The organism is Methylomonas sp. Kb3, from assembly GCF_002834115.1.
In the GTDB taxonomy this organism is placed as follows: Bacteria; Pseudomonadota; Gammaproteobacteria; order Methylococcales; family Methylomonadaceae; genus Methylomonas; species Methylomonas defluvii.
In genome coordinates, this window is record NZ_PIZT01000003.1 from 34174 (window position 1) to 55884 (window position 21711).

Here is a 21711-nt window from a genome sequence, read left to right on the forward strand (position 1 = left end):
CCTTTGATTTACCCTAAAGCCCCGCCGCAACTGCTGCCTTGGCCGGCTGTGCAACCGTAACAATGGGCGGCGGTGGCGATGGGGGCGCCTTGCAGTTGGTCCAGTCGCAACTCGCTGATATGGGTTTGGGGGTTGGCTGCAGCGCCCAAGGGCAAATTAAGCATCTGATTGAAATCGCAATCGTAGACATAGCCTTGCCAGTCGATACTGAGGGTATTCAGGCACATCAGGTTTTCAAGGTTGTCGGCGCGAAAACTGTCTTTCAGTAATGCCAGATAGGATTCGAAACAGCCGTGACTGACCAAGGTGCTGCCGAAACGCTGAATCGGCATATTGGCGATAGCAAACAGGCGGTTGAAGACGATGCCGTAATGTTGCTGCAAGTGCTGCTTATAAGCCCGTTCCAGATTATGTTGATCGGGCGGCAACACCGCGTCTTGCGGGTTGAACACCAGATTCAATTCCAGTCCGCTGTCCGGCCGGCCATAACCCAACCGATTCAAACGCTGCAAGGCCGCCAGGCTATCCTTGAACACGCCCTTGCCGCGTTGTTTGTCGACATTTTCTTCCAGATAACACGGCAGGGAAGCGACGATGTTCACCTGCTGCGCGGCCAGAAATTCCGCGAGATCGGCGTATTCAGGTTCTTCCAAAATGGTCAGATTGCAACGGTCGATCACCTCGATGCCACGATTCCGCGCGGCTCGCACCAAATAGCGAAAATCCGGATGCATTTCCGGCGCGCCCCCGGTCAGATCCAGCGTGTGAATGTTGGCGGTGTCGGCCAGCGCCAATATTTCATCGATAGTCTCCCGACTCATCATTTCAGTGCGTTTGGGGCCGGCGTTGACATGGCAATGCACACAACTCAAGTTGCACCGATAGCCCAGATTGATTTGCAAAATCTCCAACGGCTTGCGAAAAATGGCCGGAAAGTCGCTGTTGGCCAGCAGAGGTTTGGTGTCGTGCATGCTTAATCCTTGGAAAACCAGATATCGCCATACACAGCAAAAACTTGGCCGCCGCTGTTGTCGGTATCGGTCATGATGGCGACGGCATCGATAGCGATGATGTCTTCACCGAATAGTTGCTTGAAGTCGGCCCTAATATTGCGTTTTTCGTGTTCCCAGACATTCAACGGTGCTTCCTGATCGCGTAAAGCCATCATCATCGCATGATCGCCGGCAAAAGCATTCGGCCAGACGCTATCCCGTTTGCTGTTCCCGGCCCAGACATAATTAACAGCCTTGGTTTGCCAAAACGCCAGCCCGCCTTTGACCACCACATAAACCCTCGCCGCGTAATCATCGCCAGCCTTGCTTTGTTCGTTCAAGCCGGATAAACGATTGCCGATGCGCCACGACCAGTTCAGGAATGGCGTTTGGGTTAGATCGATGCGTTGTTCCTTAAACAGACCGGAACCGGTTGCTCGGCTATCGGCTACCAGTGCTGTCACGCCGTCGATTGCTTGCAATCGGTATTGGGTTTCGCCTTTGAAGCTTTTATGTTCCCAACCGTCTAGACGATTCTGCCTAAACTCGCCGATAGGCAGTTTGTTATCAGCAAGCACTGGGTGATGCGGCAACCACATAGCCAGGCACAGCAATAGTTTATGCTTCACTATTGTCCATGTGGCACTGGTATGCGCCGGATACAGCGGAATTGTCATAATCGGTCGTCCAAGTTTTGCTTGATAAGGATGTCGCGCTTTTTTGCCGTCGATCATAAAACGCCCCGCTTAGCTTTTCTACGTAATCCTTCGTGACTGGCAGGGATTTCTTACCAGTGACTTGAACAGCTTAACGGTTGATCTTCATGTTTGATACGGTTAGCTTATCCAGCTATTCGCGAGCCATTCCTTACTAGGCCACGACGATCTCCCCTACTATTTCCCAAGGTTCCGTAAATTGCACACGCCTTTAACCCAAGCCGAAGATCTTAACGCACTTGTCCAACGCATCAAGCATTGGGGCGAAGAATTGGGCTTTCAGCAGATAGGTATCAGCGACACGGATTTAACTGCCGCCGAACGGCATCTGCACGACTGGTTGGACAAGGGCTTTAACGGCGAGATGCAATACATGGCCGCACACGGTTTAAAACGCAGCCGACCGGCGTTATTGCAGGAGGGCACACGCAGCATTATCTCGGCACGGATGGATTATTTGCCGGAACCATCGGCAATCAGCAAGCAATTATTAGACGACCCGGCCGCCGCCTTCGTATCGCGGTATGCCTTAGGACGTGATTACCACAAACTGTTACGCAATCGTTTGCAAAAGCTCGCGGACAAAATCGCCGAGGAGATTGGCCCGTTCGGTTATCGGGCGTTTGTCGACAGCGCGCCGGTTTTGGAAAAAGCCATCGCCGAGAAAGCCGGCTTGGGCTGGATAGGCAAGCACAGCAACCTGATCAATCGCCGGTCCGGTTCCTGGTTTTTTCTCGGGGAAATTTATACCGACTTGGCCTTACCCAGCGATCAGCCCGTCAGCAACCACTGCGGACAATGCCGGGCTTGTTTGGATATTTGCCCGACCCAAGCCATCGTCGGCCCCTATCAGGTTGATGCCCGCCGTTGCGTCTCGTATTTAACTATCGAATTGCACGGCAGCATTCCAGTGGCATTGCGCCCCTTGCTGGGCAATCGGATTTACGGTTGCGATGATTGCCAATTGGTGTGCCCGTGGAACCGTTTCGCCAAACTTAGCGCGGAAAGCGATTTTAAACCCCGCCATCGCTTGGACCAGGCGACTTTGCTTGAATTGTTCAATTGGACCGAAACGGAGTTTCTGCAAAAAACCGAAGGCTCGGCGATTCGCCGCATCGGTCATCAGCGTTGGCTGCGCAATATCGCTGTGGCGCTGGGTAATGGCAAAGCCACTGATGCGGCTAAGACGGCATTGGCCGGCAGATTGAGTGATGAATCGGAGATGGTGCGCGAGCATGCACAATGGGCTTTGCAGAAATTGGACAGTTTGCACATTGAACCGGAACTTCCGACAATTTAGAAGCGTCTTTCCCAGCGCAAGCCGGAGCCGAGTGCGATTAACAAACGGGATTGGTAGTTGCTGGAATCGCGAGTAAAAGGGATTTAATCAGCCAGACTGCGATAATCGCCCCTACCGTGAAAACTCAGGCTAAATATGCTTTGATGACTTGAACCAGCATGAAGTCAAGGTGTATTCTTAGAGCCAGTTAACACAATCCGTTCGAGGCCCAACATGCTGGTCACCGCCTCTTCCCATCAAACTTCGCTATATCGGCTGACCGGTCGCAATCTAGCCGCGAGCGGCGAACAGGCGCCTGTCGAACCTATCGCCCAAACTGCGAAAAGCGCAAACGCCCAATCCGGCCAATACAGTCCGGAACAGCTAAGCCAAATTGCCGAGCTTAAAGCCCGCGACCAGGAAGTTCGGGCGCACGAGCAAGCTCATTTAAGTGCCGCCGGCGGTATCGCTGTCAGTGGTGCGCGTTTTACTTTTGTGACGGGGCCGGATGGCCAACGTTACGCCACCGGCGGTGAAGTGAATATTGATGTCTCAGAGGTTGCCGGCGACCCGGAAGCGACTCTGCGCAAAGCCGAGACTATCCGCCGCGCGGCATTAGCGCCGGCCAGTCCCTCAGGCCCGGATCAAAGCATCGCCGCCAAGGCAGCGGCGATGGCTAATAAAGCTCGCGGAGAATTGTTGAATTCGCAAAAGCAACCCAGCCGTAACGGCGAGCTCCTCGACCTGACCGCCTGATCAACGCGGCGCAAACTCCAGACCAAACCCCACGTCCGGCTCTACCCGCACCACAATCGCAGTTTGTATCGGCGCATCGTCGAATTCGGTGGTTTGCACTTCCACTAGCGCGCCAATCGGCGGGATTAATTCGTTGGCACACAGTAAAAACAATCCAGTCTCGGAAAAGTCCCGCATATCCACCACGACCGCTTCAGCCGATGCCGGCACCGTCATCCTGATTTTGGCACGGTGCTTTAGGCGCGGGTGCCTGCGCTTGTTATCAATCACGAATTCTCCTATCTCGTTTCGGTTCTATCGCACGTGTAGTGATAAAGAAAAGTGCTGTTAATCAGCGCCCCACGCCAACCGGCCATCTACTCGCCTAAACCGCGCAATATTAAATACAACCCTAAACTTACCATCGCCAAGCCGCTAAGCAATTTCAGCCAACGACCTTCTTTTTCCTGCAAACGATGCTGACTCAGGGTCACGACTCCCACACCCAGCACAACGACGTCATCCAGCATATAGGCCAGATTGTACAACATTAAATAACCGTAATAGTCCCAGCCGCTTAATTCCCGCAAGGTGAGTATGCGTGTGTAAAGGGCCGGGAATCCGGAGGTACACAACAATTCGACGATCTGGACCAGCAAAGCCAGTACCACGGCCCCCAACATGGCGCCCGCCAAATTCTCGGCTTGCAGGATGCGCCGAATCCGGTTGTAGATACCGGGTTTGGCGGCAACCGGAATCGACAGCGAGATACCCCTGCCAAACGCCCAAAAATCTTTCAGGTTGATCGCGCCGGCCAACACGGCAATGCCGGCGATAGCCAATTCCGAAGCTCGCGATAAGCCTATCAGTAAAAACAGATTCAACCAGGCGGCCATAAACACGAAGTAAGCCATCCCTTCGACGACAACAAACGTGCCGGCCACCGCCAACATCCGGGGCCGATTATTCATAGGTGCCAGCATCGAAATCATCAAAATCAACACCCACATCGAACAGGGATTGAAGCCATCCAGCAAGCCCATGGCTAGTGTAAAAGCCGGCAAACCAACCTCATCAAGACCGATGCGCCTGCCAAACCAATTCACGGCAAACACCTCCGTTGCGGGTGCGGGTGGCTGGCTAACCGGCACATCGCAGGACTCGCTGACTTGCACTTCACAGCTACCGGCTTCTGCGCCGGACACTTCACTCGGCAGCGCACCGGCACGCAAGGCATTCCTAATCAAACCGCTACTACCGGCTTCTTCGGAATAACCGACGATGTATTCGCCATGCACCAGAAATGTCGGCAACCTGATTGGCCCGGCTTGCCGGGATTCGGTAATCTGCTGCAATCGCTCCAAGGCGGTTGGCTCAGCAGAGATATTGCGAATAACTATCCGTAAACCGGGTTGCTCGCCTTGCAGCACCGCCAAAAATTGTTCGGCTTGTTGGCAATGCGGACAACCGTTACGTACAAAAGCTTCGATATCGATCCGGTTTTCAACCGCTCCGACACTCGGCATGATTGCCAGCGCAAGCACCAGCACCAAACCAAAACGCATCAGTGTCGACGGTAGCTGGGCCAAGCATTTTGGAAACAGTTTCAGTATCAACACTCGCCTATTCTCCTCAATAACGCCAGCAATCTGTGCGGAAGTGGGCATTTTATTAGATAATAGTAAGCTAAATGAACTGCGCCGAACCAGCAGGTGCCATCTTCGCCCCATTCACACAGCCGCCGCTAACTGCCGTCGGCGAGATCAGATACCGACTTAATGCCTAGACGACCCAGAAGCAGCAAATCGACCGTTAGACGCAGAAAATCGCAACCCCAAGCATCGTGGCTGAAACGCGCGCTGGTTTCGCTAGTGCTGATCGGGGCTTTCGTATTGGCGGTGTATGTTAGCTACCTAGATTACACGGTACGCCAGCAATTCGAGGGCAAGCGCTGGTCGATTCCGGCCCGCGTCTATGCCAGCCCCGTCGAGCTTTACGCCGGTTACGAAATTTCCAGCAAAAATCTGGAAGACTTATTGCTGGAATTGCATTACCGCCAGGACAACCAACTGGCCGGCGAAGGCTCCTATTCCATTAAGGGTGGCCAGATCAACATCCGCACCCGCGCCTTTAATTTCGGCAATACGCCTCAGGAAAGCCGCAATATCAGCGTGAGTTTCACGAGCGGCGGCATCGCCGGTATTACCGACGCCGCCACCGGCGAGAGTTTGGCCATCGTCCGCATGGACCCGGTGCAAATCGGCAGCTTTTATCCCACCCGCAAGGAAGACCGAATTCTGATCAAACTGGACGAAGCGCCGCCAACCCTGGTGCAAGGCCTGCTGTCCACCGAAGACAAGGACTTTTACAACCATTTCGGCATCTCGCCCAAAGGCATCGTCCGCGCCATGTGGTCCAACGTGAAAGCCGGCGGCATGGTGCAAGGCGGCAGCACCATCACCCAGCAGTTGGTGAAAAACTTTTTCCTGAATCCCAAACGCACGCTACGCCGCAAGCTGAAAGAAGCCTTGATGTCGTTTATTCTGGAATATCGCTACAGCAAGGACGAAATTCTGGAAGCTTATTTGAACGAAATATTCCTGGGCCAAGACGGCGCCAGCGCTGTGCATGGCTTTGGTTTGGCCAGCGAATTTTATTTTGGGCAATCGTTAAAAACCCTGAATTTGCATCAAGTTGCTACCTTAGTCGCCCTGGTGCGCGGACCGTCGGAATATGATCCGCGCCGCAATCCGGAACACACTTTAGAGCGCCGTAACATCGTCCTGGATGCGATGCATACGGAAGGTTTTATCGACGCACAGCAACTGAACGAAGCCAAAAAACAACCAATAGGCGTGGCGACAGTGATTCATCGCTCCGCCAACCGCTATCCGGGTTTTATCGATCTGGTCAAACGCCAACTGAAACAGGAATATAAAGAAGACGATCTGACCTCCGAAGGCTTGCGCATCGTCACGACGTTGGACACCCGTATCCAGGACACGCTGGAAAAGTCCATCGCCAGCAAGCTGAAAAATCTGGAGAAAAGTCCGAAAAGTAACGATTTGGAAACCGCCGCCATCGTTACCCGCCGCGACAGCGGCGAGATTGTCGCCCTCGCCGGCGGCCGCGACGCCGAAGACACCGGTTTCAATCGCGCTTTGGACGCGGTGCGGCCGATAGGTTCGCTGATTAAACCGGTAGTGTATTTGACCGCACTGGAATATCCGGACCGCTACACCATCGCCACGCCGATCAGCGATACCCGCCTGGAAATTCCCGCCGAAAGAGGTAAAACCTGGTCGCCGGACAACTACGACAATCAGGAACACGGCGTCGTGCCGCTGCATAGTGCCTTGGCGCATTCCTACAATATGGCGACAGTGCGGATTGGGATGGACATTGGCTTGGCCAAAGTCGCCAACACTTTAAAAAGCATGGGTGTCAGCCGGCCGGTGGATTTATTTCCGTCCTTCCTGCTGGGCGCGCAACCGCTGACGCCGCTGGAAGTCACTCAGCTTTACCAAACCTTGGCCGGCGACGGTTTTGCCACACCGCTGCGCTCGATCCGCGCGGTCAATGCCGCTGACGGCAAGGCCCTGCAAAGTTATCCGTTTACCGTGCGTCAAGCCGTTGATCCTGCCGCTACCTTTATCACCAACACCATTTTGCAGGAAGTGATGTATGCCGGCACCGGCCATTCTGCGTATAACTATCTGCCGCAGAACATGGCTTTAGTCGGCAAGACCGGTACCACCAACCAATTACGCGACAGCTGGTTTGCCGGTTTTAGCGGCGATTTTCTATCGGTGGTATGGGTTGGCCGCGACGACAACAAACCGACCGGCTTGACCGGCGGAACCGGCGCCTTGCAAATCTGGTCCGAGCTGATGCGGCAAGTGTCGAAGAAGCCGGTCAGCCTGGTACCGCCCGATAATGTACAGATGACCTGGATAGATACTGCCAGCGGCTTGCTCAGCAATGAAGGCTGCCCCGGCGCTAAATTGATGCCGTTCGTGGATGGCTCCGGACCCAGCCAATTTGCCGACTGCGGAGCAAACCCGGAATCCGGCGAAAGCTGGCTTAATAACCTGAATCCTTTTTAACTATGTTGCTTAAACACATTTTTGCCCTGATTTTCCTGATCGCCACCACCTCGTCAGCCTGGGCAGACGAAACACCGATTGCCCGATTGAAAAGCTTTTTAGCCAGCAGCAGTTCCTTGACGGCGGATTTCAAGCAAACCAGTTTCGATAAAAGCGGCCGCCCCGCGCAAAACAGCACCGGTAAATTTTATCTGAGCCGACCCGGCAAATTTCGTTGGAACTACCAAAAACCCTTTGTGCAAGAGATTGTGTCCAATACCGGCAAAGTCTGGTTTTACGATGCCGACCTGGAACAGGTGACGGTCAAACAGTTGGACGATTCGCTGGGTTCCACACCGGCATTGTTATTGACCGGCGAAGTGGATATAGAGGAAAAATTCATCCTGCAGGAACAAGGCAAGGAAGACGACGGCATGAACTGGGTGAAACTATCACCCAAGAATGAAGAAAGCGGGTTCAAGTATATTTTGATCGGCCTGAACGGCAACCAATTGGGCGGTATGGAACTGAGCGACAATTTCGGCCAATTAACCCGTATTTATTTTTCCAACATCCAGCTCAATCCCAAGCTGGACGACGCCTTGTTTAATTTCAAAGCGCCGAAAGGCGTAGATGTGTTTGAAAACTAGCCCCCGTCAGGCCGGTTTACTAATCCCCAGCTTTTCCATCCGCGACCGCAAAGTCGTGGATGGCACCCCCAAAATCTTCGCCGCTCCCTGATTACCGGCGATTCGCCAGGACGTGGCTTCCAGCGCTTTCAAAATATGCGCGCGCTCGGCTTCGTCCAGCGTGACAATCGGTGCCGCGTTGGGCGCGCCGCCGGCCCCCATCACATTCACGCAATCCACGGCGGCCAGTTGACTGCCCTTGGTTAAAATCACCGCACGTTCGATGATATGTTGCAGCTCGCGAATATTGCCGGGCCAGAAATAACTTTGCAGATCAGCCATCATCCGTTCCGGAATAGACTGAATTTTCTTGCCGAATTTTGCCGCGTACTTATCGATGAAATGCTTCACCAAAAACGGCACGTCTTCCTTACGCTCGCGTAGCGGCGGCAAATTAATGGGAAACACATTTAAACGGTAATACAAGTCGGCCCGGAATTTACCTTGTTGCGAAAACTGCGCCAAATCCCGATGGGTGGCGGCGATGACCCGCACATCGCAGGTCAGGGTTTGCGTGCCGCCCACCCGTTCGAATTCGCCTTCCTGTAGCACCCGCAATAATTTGGCCTGCATCTCCAACGGCAATTCGCCGATTTCATCCAGAAACAAGGTACCGCCGTTAGCCAGTTCAAAACGTCCCAATTTGCGAGCAATCGCCCCGGTAAACGAGCCCTTTTCGTGACCGAACAGCTCGCTTTCGGCGAGATTTTCCGGGATCGTCGCGCAATTCAATTTCACCAAGGTTTTGTCTTTGCGAGCGCTGAGATTGTGAATCGCCCGAGCAATCAATTCCTTGCCGGTACCGGTTTCACCGGTGATTAACACCGTTGCGTCGGTGTTGGCTACCTGCCTGACCAGATCCATCGCTTGATGCAATGCCGGAGAATTGCCGATCAATTCCTCGCCATCGCGGCTGGCCAAGACTTCTTCTTGTAGATATAGATTGATGCCGCGCAAGGTATTGCATTCCGCTTCGGCCTGTTGCCGGGCTTTACGTTCGTTGATGTCACGCAAAATCAGGATATACAGTTTCTGCCCAATGGCTTCCACGCGGGAAATGGTGGCTTCGATGGGGAAAGTGCTCTCATCCGCGCGTACCGCACTCATGCCTTCCGACACCCAAATGGCCTGCTCGGCCGGCACGCCGTTGCGAAAATTGGTTAGCGTTTTGTAAAGCTCGGGCGACAAAAATCTATCCACCGCCCGGCCAATGCTGTCGGCGGCTTTGCAGCGAAACATCTGTTCGGCCGCCGCGTTGAATAAGGTAATCCGCCCGATGTCATCCAGCGTCAGAATCGCATCCATCGCGTTCTCGAAAATCCGCGACAGGCGCTGCTCTTTTTCTTGCAACTCCAGCTTCAACTTTTGCAGCGTCAGATGGGTTTGCACGCGGGCAAGTACTTCTTCGTATTGAAACGGCTTGGTGATGTAATCCACCGCCCCGACTTGAAAACCTTTTAATTTATCGGCGGTATCCGCCAAGGCCGTCATGAATAACACCGGAATATCGCGCGTCGTCGGAATGGTTTTCAAGGTCTGGCAGACGGTAAAACCGTCCATGCCCGGCATCAGCACGTCCAACAGAATCAGGTCTGGCAATTGGGCCACGGCTTGGACCAAGGCAATTTCGCCCGTTTCCGCACGCAATACGTCAAAGCCGGCTTCATCGACCAAGCCTGCCAACTCTTCCAAGTTAACCGGATTGTCGTCCAGCATCAAGATTAACGGTTTATCGCGCTGGCGCTTATGAGTCATGCCTATCTCCTTCTTAACCTATCCCAACCACCGGCGGCAGCATCATTCCTGAAACTCGTGCAAATATTCCTGAATAGCCGGCTCCAGCCGAATGCTGGCTTGTTGCAGTAACTCGTAACTGGCGGCCGCATCAGTAAAGGCAGCCTCGTGGCCCATCGTCTCCAGCTGCTGGGCTATCTTGCCGAACGGGAAGGCGCCGATGCTGTTGGCCGAGCTTTTCAGGGTATGTGCGGATAGCCGTAACAATTCGGCATCCTGACGCTGTATCGCATCGGCCATGTCATTCAGCAGCGGCGCTGACTGTTCCTGAAATAAAGTCATCATTTTGCACAACATCTGCTGTCTACCGCGCACCCGGCTTAAGGCTTGTTGCCAATCCAGCGCCGGCTCAGCCAACAGCGCCGACGCCATGCTGTGCTTATCCGCTTGCTCTGTTCCCGCCATATTCCAACACTCCACCATTGCCAACAAATCCTGCTCCTGCACGGGTTTGGCGATGTAATCGTCCATACCAACGGCTAAACAGCGTTCCCTATCACCTTTCAGGGCGTGCGCGGTCATCGCGATAATCCGCATATGTTTACCGGTCTCGCGCTCGCTGGCCCGAATCGCTTCGGTAGCCTGAAAACCGTCCATTACCGGCATCTGCACGTCCATTAAGATCAGATCGAACAAAATATCGGTAGCCAATATATCCAGTACCTCCTGGCCGTTGTTGGCCACCTTCACGGTATGGCCGCGCTCTTCCAGCAACACCACCGCCATGTATTGGTTAACCGGATTATCTTCCGCCAACAAAATTCTTAACTTACGCGGCGGCTCGGCCAATACTGTCAGCGCGGCTTCTGCGGCTTTGGCGGATTTACCCAACGCCGATTGAATGGCATTCCACAATTCCGAATGTTTGACCGGTTTACGCACATACAAATTGATGCCCAAATCGTGACAGCGTTCGCAATCGTCCGGCCGGTCGGCAGACGACAACATCATGATGGTTACCGGCTCGAAGCGTTGATCCTCTCTGATGGCTTGCGCCACCATAAAGCCGTCCATGATCGGCATCATCGCATCGAGTAAAATCAAAGCGTAGGCTTCGCCGGTTTCCGCCATACTCTTCAATGCGGTGATGGCCGCCTCGCCGCTATCCACCGTGGTGGGCCGCATGCCCCAATGGTTCAAGATTTCCGAGAACACCCGTAAATTGATGGCATTGTCGTCCACGATCAACACCGGTAGATTTTTCACGTCTATCAGTGGCTGAAATGGCGCGTCGGCCTCGCTTTTAGTGTGCCGGTCAAACACGGCGGTAAAGAAAAAAGTGCTGCCTTTATGTTCTTCGCTTTCCAATGACAAATGCCCGCCCATCAACTCGACCAAGCGCGAAGAAATCGACAAACCCAGGCCGGTGCCGCCGAATTTTCGGGTGGACGAAGCGTCTATCTGCGCGAAGGCTTCGAAAATAAGCTGTTGTTTATCGGGGGAAATACCGATACCGGTGTCGCTGACCGCAATCTGCAAACAAACCTTGTTTTCATCGACCGATTCCGGTTTGACTTGCACCACGATTTCGCCATGCTGGGTAAATTTGATGGCATTGCCGACCAGATTAATGATGACTTGATTCAAACGGCCGACGTCGCCCAGCAAATCGTCCGGGGTTTCCGGGTCGATGCGCAACATCAACTCCAGATCTTTTTCATGGGCATGGCCGGCCAGCAGCTTTAAGGTGTCGCCGAGGCTTTCGCGGACTTTGAACGGTGCATGATCGAGTTCGAGCTTACGCGCCTCAATCTTGGAGAAATCCAGAATGTCATTGACGATGCGCAGCAAAGCATCCGCCGAGCTGTTCGCCATCCCCAGAAATTCGCGTTGCTGCGGCGTAAGATCTGTACGCAGGGCCAAACCTATCATGCCGATGATGCCATTCATCGGCGTGCGGATTTCATGGCTCATATTAGCCAGAAACTCGCTCTTCGCCCCGGCGGCCTGCAACGCCGCGTCGCGGGCGGACAGCAAGGCTTGGCGCATTTTTTCCAGATGCTCGGCCAACGCCGCTACTTCGGTAATTTTGGTGCCGGAATTAAATTGCCCGGTGTGATTGCCGGCGGCGATTTGTTCGGCTTCGTCGCGTAAACGTTCCAGCGGCATAACCAGTTTGCGCCCGAACAATCCCACCACCAGCAGCGTCAAGCCCATGTAAACCGCGACAAAATAGGCGCTACGCTGATAGATCGTGGCAATGTCGCGTTGAATCTGCCGCTCGTCGTAACCCAGCCTTAGCATCGCCAACGAGCCGTCTTCAGGATTCAAAATTGGCACCGCTAGAAAATAAATATCGTCGTCGTGCTCGCCGAAGAAAAAATCTTCCTGAAATTGCTGCTGCGCATTCAGTTCGATGTCGGCGCGAATATTGCCGCGCTCGGTGGCGATTTCCGCAAACGCCAAACGGCCATTCAACAGAAACTCCCCTAACAAGCCTTGCAATTCGCCGGCCTTACTGTGCTGCAGGCGCGGTGTCACCAGATTACTGAACAGCAAGGCATCGGAGCGGACGTAATTGACAAACTGCGCTTCCAAACTGGGTTTGATTACCCGATAAATGCCGAACAACAACACCGGCACCAGCAGTAAATGAATGCCGACAACCGCCAGAATCATTCGGCCGTTAAAACTATGAAAAAACCGACTCATTCCAGGGCTCCCTGCCATAACACGTTAACCGCTTTAAGGCCTTGATTGGCCCGGACTTGATCTTCCCACAAATAGGTCACCGTACCCGGATTTTGTTGCAGCGTATCGACCAAGCTCTTCAGATCGTTAAAACTCTCCGGACGCTTACCGCCGAGGCGGAAAACCACCGATATGGTTTGACTTTCATAGGCATTAGCCGACATGAAGGCCACTTTTTGCAGAAATACTTCGAAAATTAACGGATCGCTGATATTTAATAAGGGCACGGGGTGTTCGCCGCCCTTCTCCAAAGGTACGCCCAAGAACAATTTTCTGGCTTCTTGCACGGTTAGAGCCGGCATCGACGAGTTGGCGCTGGTGGCCAATACCAGAGAATGGCGAGTGATAGCCCATAGGCTCTGCGCTCCAAGCAGCAACAGCAAAACAATGATGCAAAGACCGCGCAGCAGTTTCATGGGAACACCGCGCTCCATTGAAACATCACTTGCCCGAAATGATCGTCGCGCAAATGATCGCGGGAGGCTTCTAGCTTTAGGGCATTCGTGTGGTTGAGCTTATAGCGTATGCCGCCGAGAAACCTGTCCTCGACATATTTAGGAAACATCGCCAGGTAGGGATCGTCCCTGCCGCCAAAAGTGCCTTCTACGCGCCCGACCACAGTCCAGGCCGGATTGAGGTCCCATTCCACTTGCCCGTAAGCGCTGAGAAAATCGTCGTAAGTTTTGCCGCCCAACGGACTTTCCAAGGTATTGTTCACATAGACAATTTCGCTTAATAATCTTAGCGATTGGATTTGCTTAGCGGCATAGGCACTGGCGACGAACTGATTAACGTTTTTAACGGCCAGTTCGTCGGAATGAATTTGATTGTAGGCCCCGGAAATGCCGAATTCGTCGACCCCATAGCTGATAGGTTGGTAGCCCAACCGAAACGACACACCAGGCCGGCGGGAACCTCCCGGCTCCACCAGATTGAACGCTTCCAAACCTTTATTAATTTGCGGGCCCGCACCAGCGCCAACCGTGTAATACAAGCCGCCCTCACCCAGATCGTGGACACCTTCCCATAAAAACCCGGTCAAATGATTGGGAATCACGCCTCCCGCCGTTTCGAAAGCCATAATACCGGGCCTGCTGATCGTGGTTTGCAGAAACGCGCCGTGGTGGAACTGCATGTTCCAATAGCCGATCGGGTTATGAAAGCGCCCCAACCACAGCGTGGCTTCGTCGCCAACATGCATGCCTAATTGAAAGCGTTCCAGATTATGGGTTTTGGTGCTGACCAGCCATTCGCCGAGAAAGCGGAAGCGCTGATAGTCGGTGGTGTAAAACACGTTAATCTCGGGGATAACGTCACCTGTACTGAGTTTTTTCTGCGGTTCTTGATCGAAACGTTCGATGCCGGTCACAGCCGGAAACAATAACAAATCACCCGGCAGCCCGGTGGTGCCATGGCTGGGCATATGTCCCATATGGCCCCCGGCAACTACAGAGGCAGGCACTAGGGCTGCGAGTGCGCAGACATAGGAAACGATAGCAGCGTTTAGCGTTTTAAATATGGCCGGATAGTATCGTTGCCGCATGCGGACTCTCAAGCATTTCATCGGTAGCACACTCATACTACCTAGTTAATTGGGAATATTCTCCCGATACGTTTGAAGCGAAATGTATCACATATTTTTGAATGGTTGACGATATTTCGTCAAAACTTAAGTGCAGATCAAGCACCTGAGCAGCATCATTCAAGACAGAGGTAGATTTGATTAAACCCGCTTATTAGCCCGCCGATTACAAATCTTCGAGCCAGCGCTGGAGATACCCCTGTAGCGACAGCCATTAACCTAAAAATTCATACCAACTTTAAACCTGCAAAAGCGTCTAACGCCCCTGCATCATCGACTGGCGCTGACACCTTGTACGACATTTCGTAAGCGATACGATATTTAGTGCTGAAATCAACAATTTCTTGTGCATTTTTTCACTGTTTTCCAACATTGCCAGCTCATAAAATAATGCATAAACAATTACTTAGAATAATTAAGGTGCACACGGTTTTGTAGTGGCATTGGTTTTGCCCTGTATAGCGTAGCTCTGCGATGACGAAGAGCGGGATAACCAACAAACCCATAGCGCATTATTTTCAGACATTCGGATTACGAGGTGATCACCATGAAAACACTCCAGCGGATTACTCGTTGCAAAAGGTGCGGCGACTTATTGTCAGCCCATGAAAAGTCACATACCGCCCACGAAGGCCTCTGTGCATTTTGCGCCCAGATGCGTAGTGAAGCACTGGAAATTCACCAAGAAATACAGGCAAAAAACCGCGTGGCAAAAATTCACTTCAAATTGGTTTAAGCATGGCCTTGTTATAAGGCTGGCCGCGCCACAATGAAAGTTTGCCGATAACCATCGTAGGCTTGAGGCCACGTTCAACCGGATCGCGAAATGGCGTCGTTATTCAGCGCCTCAGCTGCCCACAGCGAACCGATTGGCGCGAATACCTGAAACATGCGCATCAGCTCGCTAAGTTTTTATAACCCCAACATAAGGAGACAAACTATGAATTCCGAAGACATCCTGAAAACGTGTATACGCGAACTAAAGCGCTGCGGCATAAGCTTCGTACTGATCATAATCGGCGTATTTCTGGCCACCCAAAACGCCCCCGCCGCAACCATGCCAAAACCCAAGCAATGCATAGGCAGCATGGAAACGATTAACGCACTTGCCTCTCGCCCTCTAAAACCCGGCACTCGTGCTTTGGTCCAGCCGGTTAGCAATTCGCTCCATCAGTTTCATACCAAACAAACTTACAGTAAATGCGTTAGTAGCCTGACCGAAAACAAAGCTAGCAAACAATACAAATGAGTGTTTTTCGGCAATCCGTATAATTTTGAATCGTCCGCGCGGACAAGCCAGATAGCCATCCCGAATCCCAAATCACTCGTCAAGGCGGCGTCAACACGGCACCAAGGCTTTTTTTGATCTATCTGCAACATTTAGATGTAAGGTGTTAACTTTTAGCTTCATCTAATAGCAGCGGGCCAATACGCATCCGACAAGCCTGAGCAGAATCAACTGTGCGATTGTCTTTATCGTGTTCATGCTGTTTAGTGTCAGCCCCATTCCGATTACCAGCAGCATCGGTTTATACCTAGTGATTTTCAGGCCGCGTTGGTTTAAAGAACTGACCAACAAAGTCTACGCCGATAAAGCACACTGATATTCTCCTATCGCCTTCCTGCTTCAGCCTTCAGCACGGGCTGATTTCCTACTGCGGTTTTTATTCAGCCCGGCAAAGTATAATAAACTCACCAATTTGAATCCTGATTCCCAACCACCAGAACCACCCATGACCGCTGACCGCGACCATACCGCCCCCCAAGCTGACAAACACCTGGCCTACCGATTCTCAGTGGCCCCCATGCTGGATTGGACTGACCGACACTGTCGGTATTTCCACCGCACCTTATCCCGTCATGCCTTGCTATACACGGAAATGGTCACCACTGGCGCCATATTGCATGGCAACCGTGACCGGCATTTACAGTTCAGCCCAGAGGAACACCCACTGGCTTTACAGCTAGGCGGCAGCAATCCAGCGGATTTAGCGGAATGCGCCAAAATTGCCGCCGACTATGGTTACGACGAGATCAATTTAAACGTCGGCTGTCCCAGTGATCGCGTGCAAAATGGCCGCTTTGGCGCCTGCTTAATGGCAGAACCCGAACTGGTAGCCGAATGCGTGGCAGCCATGCGCCAGGCAGTATCGATGCCGGTGACGGTGAAATCGCGGATTGGTATCGATGATCGCGATTCTTACGCAGAACTGACACACTTCATAAACACTGTAGCGGCGGCAGGTTGCGAGACCTTTATCGTGCACGCCCGCAAAGCCTGGCTATCCGGGCTTTCACCCAAGCAAAATCGCGACGTACCGCCGCTACGTTATGACGTGGTGTTGCAATTGAAGCAAGATTTTCCGATGCTGAATATTGTTATCAACGGCGGCATCGAATCCTTGGATAGCTCGCTCGATTTATTAGAGCAACTTGACGGCGTCATGCTAGGCCGGGAGGTGTATCACAATCCCTATCTACTAGCAGAAGTAGACCGGCGCTTGTTTAACGACGAGCATTCCATCCCGTCGCGGCAAGAAACGGTATTAGCCCTGTTGCCTTATATAGAGCAGCAATTACAACAAGGCGTGAGACTGCATTGTATGACCCGGCATATGCTGGGTCTGTTTCATGGGGTCGATGGTGCGCGGGCCTGGCGCCGCCATCTCAGCGAAAACGCCACCCGTTTTGGCGCCGGTAGCCAGGTGGTTTTGGACGCCTTAGAATTTACAGTTTGATGCTGTATACTCACGACATTTTTTTACTCGAGGGCGGCAATGGAAGAATATTTCTCCAAAATCATTCAAGCAATAGGCGAAGATGTGAATCGGGAAGGTTTGCGGGACACGCCGAAACGTGCCGCTAAAGCCTTCAAATTCCTGAATAACGGTTACGAAAAAACCCTGGAAGAAGTATTGAACGGCGCGATATTTGAAGCCGATACCGAAGACATGGTAATTGTAAAAGACATCGAGCTTTACTCTTTGTGCGAGCATCATTTATTGCCCTTTATTGGCAAATGCCACATCGGTTATTTGCCTAAAGGCAAAGTCTTGGGCTTGTCCAAACTGGCCCGTATCGTTGATATGTACGGTCGGCGGCTGCAAATTCAAGAACAATTGACTCGGCAAATCGCCAAAGCGGTGGAAACCGCCATCGACGCCCGCGGCGTAGCGGTAGTCATCGAAGCCAAGCACTTGTGCATGATGATGCGCGGCGTGGAAAAACAAAACTCGGTGATGACCACATCGGTCATGCTGGGTATCTTCAGAGAAGAAATAAGCACCCGTTCCGAATTCCTGAACCTGATCAATCGCAAGTAACCATGACTGAAACCGGCCAAAAAAAGATCGGGGTGTTACTGGTCAACCTGGGCTCGCCCGCCTCCCCAAAAACCGGCGACGTACGCCGCTTCCTGCGCGAATTTCTCGGCGACCCGCGGGTGGTCAATCTGCCCAGACCCTTGTGGTGGCTGATCCTGAATTTGTTCGTGCTGCCGTTTCGCCCTAAAAAATCGGCGCATGCCTATCAATCGATCTGGACCGAGCAAGGCTCGCCCTTGATCGTATTCACCGAAAAGCTGACCGCCAAATTGCAAGGTTTTACCGGTATAGACGGCGCCGATTTAATCATCGATTGCGCGATGCGCTACGGTAAGCCGGCGTTGCGGGAAAAATTGCAAAATTTTCAAAAACAAGGCGTCCACGAAATCGTCATTCTGCCGCTCTATCCACAATATTCCTCCACCACGACCGCCTCGATTTTCGACGTGGTGGCCGAGGAATTTGTCAGTTGGCGGCACATGCCCGGCCTGCACTTCATCAGCGACTTTCATGAACACCCCAGTTACATCGAAGCCCTGGCCCAATCCGTGCGCCAGCATTGGCAAGCCAACGGCCAAGCGGAATTGCTGTTGCTGTCATTTCACGGCTTACCGGCCAAACTGACCGAATGGGGCGACCCGTATTTCTATCAATGCCAAACCACCGGCCGCCTGCTCGCCGAGCAATTAGGCCTCAAGGACGAACAATGGAAATTGGTATTTCAATCGCGCTTCGGCAAAGCCGAGTGGTTGAAGCCTTATTGCGTGGAAGTGTTACAGGAATTGCCACAACAAGGCATCAAGAACGTGGACGTGATTTGTCCGGGATTCTCGGTAGACTGTCTGGAAACACTGGAAGAGATTGCCATCGCCAACCAGGAAATCTTCTTGGAAGCCGGCGGCGAGACGTATCGCTATATTCCGTGTTTAAACGACAGCGACGCTCATGTCGAGGTGATGCTTGATTTAATTAAAACCGTGCACTAAATAAAGCGCGGCCACTAAAAAACCGGGGGTAATATGCAACAAAACATCTTACAAAGCTGGAACGACGAATGGCCGACAGTGCGCTCGAGCCAACCCTTGCCCACCGGTGAAGGCGTCATCGACCAAGGCGCGTTTAACACCATAGAAGTGGACGAATTGTTCGATTACGTCAACTACGCCAGCACCACCGCCGGTAAATCGGTGCTGTATCGTTCGCTAAGCCAACCCTTGGATAATCTGGAGGCGATAGCCGCCAAACAAGCCGCAGTGCGGGAAATTCAAGACAATCCCGATGTCCGCGCCAATGTGGAAAACATTATCGCCAATGCCGCTGCATCGGAACACCGGCTCTACTTGTTATTGTTCGGCGAGTTTCTCGGCGGTTTCGGCACCGCTCGCGAGGATAACCAAATCGAGGGTTACGGCTACAAACAGTATGTGCGCGGCGTCCGCGTGGTTTTGAATTTGGTCGGTGCCATCTACAACTCCGGCAAACCGCAAAGCCCTTACCTGCAAAGCGTGTTCGAGAAAATCGGCAATTTTTCGCATAGCAACGAATACTCGCTGATGGTCGGCCCGGTTTACAACAGCGAAAAAGGCCTGCAAAGCAAAGAAGAGCGCAAAAACTCCTTCTCGCCGGCGACAATCTTCCGCCCCACCCTGTTCAAACCGATGTTGATCGCTCTACTGATCGCCGCCATCTGGGGCTTGATGCAGATTTTCCCGACCGATATGTTCCAGGTCACCCGCGACGGCTTGTCGGTAGCTTCGGTGTTTTTCCTGCCCTTAGCCTTGGCTTATATTCCGGTCATTGGCGGCTACGATAGAGACAACTGCATCATACCCCTGCGTAACATTTATAAAAATTCGCAGGCGCTCGGCGACATGCTGGACGGTCTGGGTCAGTTGGATGAGTTATTGGCTTTTATTAAATACGCTGAAGACTTCGGCAGCGAGATGGTACTACCTGAACTGAATGCCAGCGAACGTCACAATATCAAATTAGTCGCCGCGAAAAACCCGGTACTGGGCCAGAAAAATCCCGCCTATGTCGGCAACGATTTCAGCATGGACGACGAACGTCTGGTGTGCGTGACCGGTCCGAACAGCGGCGGCAAAACCGCATTTTGCAAAACCATCACGCAAATTCAATTGTTGGCGCAGATCGGTTGTTTCGTGCCGGCTCAGGCTGCCAATTTAAGCGTGGCGGACCGCATTTTCTATCAATGCCCGGAGATCAGCCATCTCGATGACGGCGAAGGCCGTTTCGGTACGGAATTGAAACGTACCCGCGATATTTTCTTGGCCAGCAGCGCAAAAAGCTTGGTGGTGCTTGACGAAATGGCGGAAGGCACTACTTTTGAAGAGAAGATGCAGTCGTCTATCGACGTGCTGGACGGTTTTTACCGCAAAGGTAACAGTACTATTTTGATTACCCACAACCATCAATTGGTGGATGAGTTCGTGAAACGAAAAATCGCCGTGCCTAAACAAGTGGAATTTGCCGACGACTTGCCGACTTTTAAATTGATCGCCGGCATTTCCAGAGTCAGCCACGCCGACCGGGTCGCGAAGAAAATTGGTTTCTCCAAACAAGACATCGATAACTATTTAGCAAAATCATGAAAATCGGCACCCCTGACAGCGGCAGCGCCACCAAAGCTTTATTGCTGGGCAGCGGCGAATTAGGCAAAGAAATCGCCATTTCGCTGCAACGCTATGGCGTGGAAGTGATTGCGGTTGACCGCTATGCCGGTGCCCCGGCTATGCAGGTGGCGCATCACAGCCACGTGATTGATATGACCGACGCGACAGCAGTAAAAACCCTGATTGCCCGCGAACAGCCGCATTACATCATCCCCGAAATCGAAGCGATTGCCACCGAGGCCTTAGCGGAGATTGAAGCTCAAGGTGAAACCACTATTGTCCCTAATGCTAGGGCGATTCAATTGACTATGAATCGTGAAGGCATCCGCGAGCTGGCAGCCGCTGAACTAGGTCTACCGACATCGAAATACGCTTTTGCCGACACCTTCGAGCAATTGAGGAGCGCAATTGATAGCGGCATAGGCTACCCCTGCTTTATCAAGCCAACGATGTCGTCGTCCGGCAAAGGCCAGTCCATGGTGAAAAGCGCCGATCAGCTAAAAGCCGCCTGGGACTACGCCAAAGCCGGCGGTCGTGCCGACACCGGCAAAGTGATTGTCGAAGCGAAAATCGACTTTGATTTTGAAATTACGCTACTCACTGTCCGGGCGTTGGATAGCAACGGCCAAGTGCAAACCTATTTCTGCGAACCCATCGGCCACCGCCAGGAGAACGGCGACTACCGGGAAAGCTGGCAACCACAGGCGATGAGCAGCAAGGCCGTTGAGTTATCTCAGCAAATCGCCGACAAAGTGACTACCGCATTAGGCGGCTTGGGTTTGTTTGGTGTGGAATTATTCATCGCCGGCGATCAAGTCTGGTTTAGCGAAGTCAGCCCCAGACCGCACGACACCGGCATGGTGACGATGGCCAGCCAGCGGCAGAGCGAATTTGATTTGCATACCCGCGCCATTCTTGGCCTGCCGGTCAACACGGCGCTAGATAAAACCGCCGCCAGCGCGGTGATTTTAGGCGGCATAGACGCCAAAACCGTGAGCTATGCAGGCTTGGCACAAGCATTGGCGGTCGCAGACACCGACATTCGCCTGTTCGGCAAACCGGAGGCTTTCGTGTCAAGGCGCATGGGTGTGGCGCTCGCCACGGCCGACAACGTCAATGATGCTCGCGCTAAAGCGTTACAGGCCGCCAGCCTAATTCGTGTGACTGAATGAGTCCAATCGGTAAAAGGTGA

The 21711-nt window shown here is 52.8% G+C and carries 19 protein-coding genes; 11 read left to right on the forward strand and 8 right to left on the reverse strand.

Annotated features, from left to right (window positions below; all coding sequences use genetic code 11):
- Nucleotides 1-8: 8 nt before the first annotated feature.
- Nucleotides 9-971: an arsenosugar biosynthesis radical SAM (seleno)protein ArsS gene (gene arsS / locus CWO84_RS02240; protein ID WP_033158943.1), complete on the reverse strand. Its 963-nt coding sequence runs from the start codon at nucleotides 969-971 to the stop codon at nucleotides 9-11.
- 2 nt (nucleotides 972-973) lie between these two features.
- Nucleotides 974-1669, reverse strand: coding sequence for a DUF3047 domain-containing protein (locus CWO84_RS02245; protein WP_084153484.1), 696 nt, complete (start codon nucleotides 1667-1669; stop codon nucleotides 974-976).
- A 238-nt stretch (nucleotides 1670-1907) separates the two neighbouring features.
- Between CWO84_RS02245 and queG the strand changes: the two genes are divergently transcribed.
- Nucleotides 1908-3008: a tRNA epoxyqueuosine(34) reductase QueG gene (gene queG / locus CWO84_RS02250; RefSeq protein ID WP_033158942.1), complete on the forward strand. Its 1101-nt coding sequence runs from the start codon at nucleotides 1908-1910 to the stop codon at nucleotides 3006-3008.
- Nucleotides 3009-3221: 213 nt separating this feature from the next.
- Nucleotides 3222-3743 (forward strand): putative metalloprotease CJM1_0395 family protein, encoded by a 522-nt coding sequence (locus CWO84_RS02255; RefSeq protein WP_033158941.1) that lies wholly within the window; start codon nucleotides 3222-3224, stop codon nucleotides 3741-3743.
- Here CWO84_RS02255 and CWO84_RS02260 read toward each other — a convergent pair whose 3' ends face one another.
- Both CWO84_RS02260 and CWO84_RS02265 read right to left on the reverse strand, forming a co-directional pair.
- A complete protein-coding gene (locus tag CWO84_RS02260; protein WP_020482610.1) occupies nucleotides 3744-4013 on the reverse strand; it encodes a PilZ domain-containing protein in 270 nt (89 codons plus the stop codon).
- Between the two features lie 86 nt (nucleotides 4014-4099).
- Nucleotides 4100-5341: a glutaredoxin domain-containing protein gene (locus tag CWO84_RS02265; RefSeq protein ID WP_033158940.1), complete on the reverse strand. Its 1242-nt coding sequence runs from the start codon at nucleotides 5339-5341 to the stop codon at nucleotides 4100-4102.
- 159 nt (nucleotides 5342-5500) lie between these two features.
- Between CWO84_RS02265 and mrcB the strand changes: the two genes are divergently transcribed.
- Both mrcB and lolA read left to right on the forward strand, forming a co-directional pair.
- A complete protein-coding gene (gene mrcB, locus CWO84_RS02270) occupies nucleotides 5501-7828 on the forward strand; it encodes a penicillin-binding protein 1B (protein ID WP_101051672.1) in 2328 nt (775 codons plus the stop codon).
- A 2-nt stretch (nucleotides 7829-7830) separates the two neighbouring features.
- Entirely contained in the window at nucleotides 7831-8457 is a 627-nt protein-coding gene (lolA, locus tag CWO84_RS02275) for an outer membrane lipoprotein chaperone LolA (RefSeq protein ID WP_051670432.1), read from the forward strand.
- Between the two features lie 6 nt (nucleotides 8458-8463).
- Here lolA and CWO84_RS02280 read toward each other — a convergent pair whose 3' ends face one another.
- From CWO84_RS02280 to CWO84_RS02295, 4 genes are read right to left on the reverse strand one after another with little or no spacing between them, the layout of a single operon-like run.
- Nucleotides 8464-10251: a sigma-54-dependent Fis family transcriptional regulator gene (locus tag CWO84_RS02280; protein ID WP_033158939.1), complete on the reverse strand. Its 1788-nt coding sequence runs from the start codon at nucleotides 10249-10251 to the stop codon at nucleotides 8464-8466.
- Between the two features lie 42 nt (nucleotides 10252-10293).
- Entirely contained in the window at nucleotides 10294-12942 is a 2649-nt protein-coding gene (locus CWO84_RS02285; protein WP_051670430.1) for a hybrid sensor histidine kinase/response regulator, read from the reverse strand.
- Nucleotides 12939-13397 (reverse strand): hypothetical protein, encoded by a 459-nt coding sequence (locus CWO84_RS02290; RefSeq protein ID WP_033158938.1) that lies wholly within the window; start codon nucleotides 13395-13397, stop codon nucleotides 12939-12941. Before CWO84_RS02290 ends, CWO84_RS02285 begins: the two co-directional genes overlap by 4 nt.
- Complete coding sequence (locus CWO84_RS02295; protein ID WP_101051673.1) at nucleotides 13394-14413, reverse strand: hypothetical protein; 1020 nt, start codon at nucleotides 14411-14413, stop codon at nucleotides 13394-13396. The genes CWO84_RS02290 and CWO84_RS02295 overlap by 4 nt, the downstream gene beginning before the upstream one ends.
- Before the next feature lie 697 nt (nucleotides 14414-15110).
- Here CWO84_RS02295 and CWO84_RS24095 point away from each other — a divergent pair.
- The 7 genes from CWO84_RS24095 (at nucleotide 15111) to purT (ending at nucleotide 21691) form a co-directional block, all read left to right on the forward strand.
- Nucleotides 15111-15299, forward strand: a complete 189-nt coding sequence (locus CWO84_RS24095) for a hypothetical protein (protein ID WP_129871367.1) — start codon at nucleotides 15111-15113, stop codon at nucleotides 15297-15299.
- 204 nt (nucleotides 15300-15503) lie between these two features.
- On the forward strand, nucleotides 15504-15812 hold the full coding sequence (locus tag CWO84_RS02300; RefSeq protein ID WP_033158936.1) for a hypothetical protein: 309 nt from the start codon (nucleotides 15504-15506) through the stop codon (nucleotides 15810-15812).
- Nucleotides 15813-16296: 484 nt separating this feature from the next.
- Nucleotides 16297-17301, forward strand: a complete 1005-nt coding sequence (gene dusA, locus CWO84_RS02305) for a tRNA dihydrouridine(20/20a) synthase DusA (protein ID WP_033158935.1) — start codon at nucleotides 16297-16299, stop codon at nucleotides 17299-17301.
- A gap of 39 nt (nucleotides 17302-17340) precedes the next feature.
- On the forward strand, nucleotides 17341-17886 hold the full coding sequence (folE, locus tag CWO84_RS02310) for a GTP cyclohydrolase I FolE (RefSeq protein WP_033158934.1): 546 nt from the start codon (nucleotides 17341-17343) through the stop codon (nucleotides 17884-17886).
- A 2-nt stretch (nucleotides 17887-17888) separates the two neighbouring features.
- Nucleotides 17889-18872 (forward strand): ferrochelatase, encoded by a 984-nt coding sequence (gene hemH / locus CWO84_RS02315; RefSeq protein ID WP_033158933.1) that lies wholly within the window; start codon nucleotides 17889-17891, stop codon nucleotides 18870-18872.
- 33 nt (nucleotides 18873-18905) lie between these two features.
- A complete protein-coding gene (locus CWO84_RS02320) occupies nucleotides 18906-20498 on the forward strand; it encodes a hypothetical protein (RefSeq protein ID WP_033158932.1) in 1593 nt (530 codons plus the stop codon).
- Complete coding sequence (gene purT, locus CWO84_RS02325; RefSeq protein ID WP_033158931.1) at nucleotides 20495-21691, forward strand: formate-dependent phosphoribosylglycinamide formyltransferase; 1197 nt, start codon at nucleotides 20495-20497, stop codon at nucleotides 21689-21691. The genes CWO84_RS02320 and purT overlap by 4 nt, the downstream gene beginning before the upstream one ends.
- Nucleotides 21692-21711: the final 20 nt, after the last annotated feature.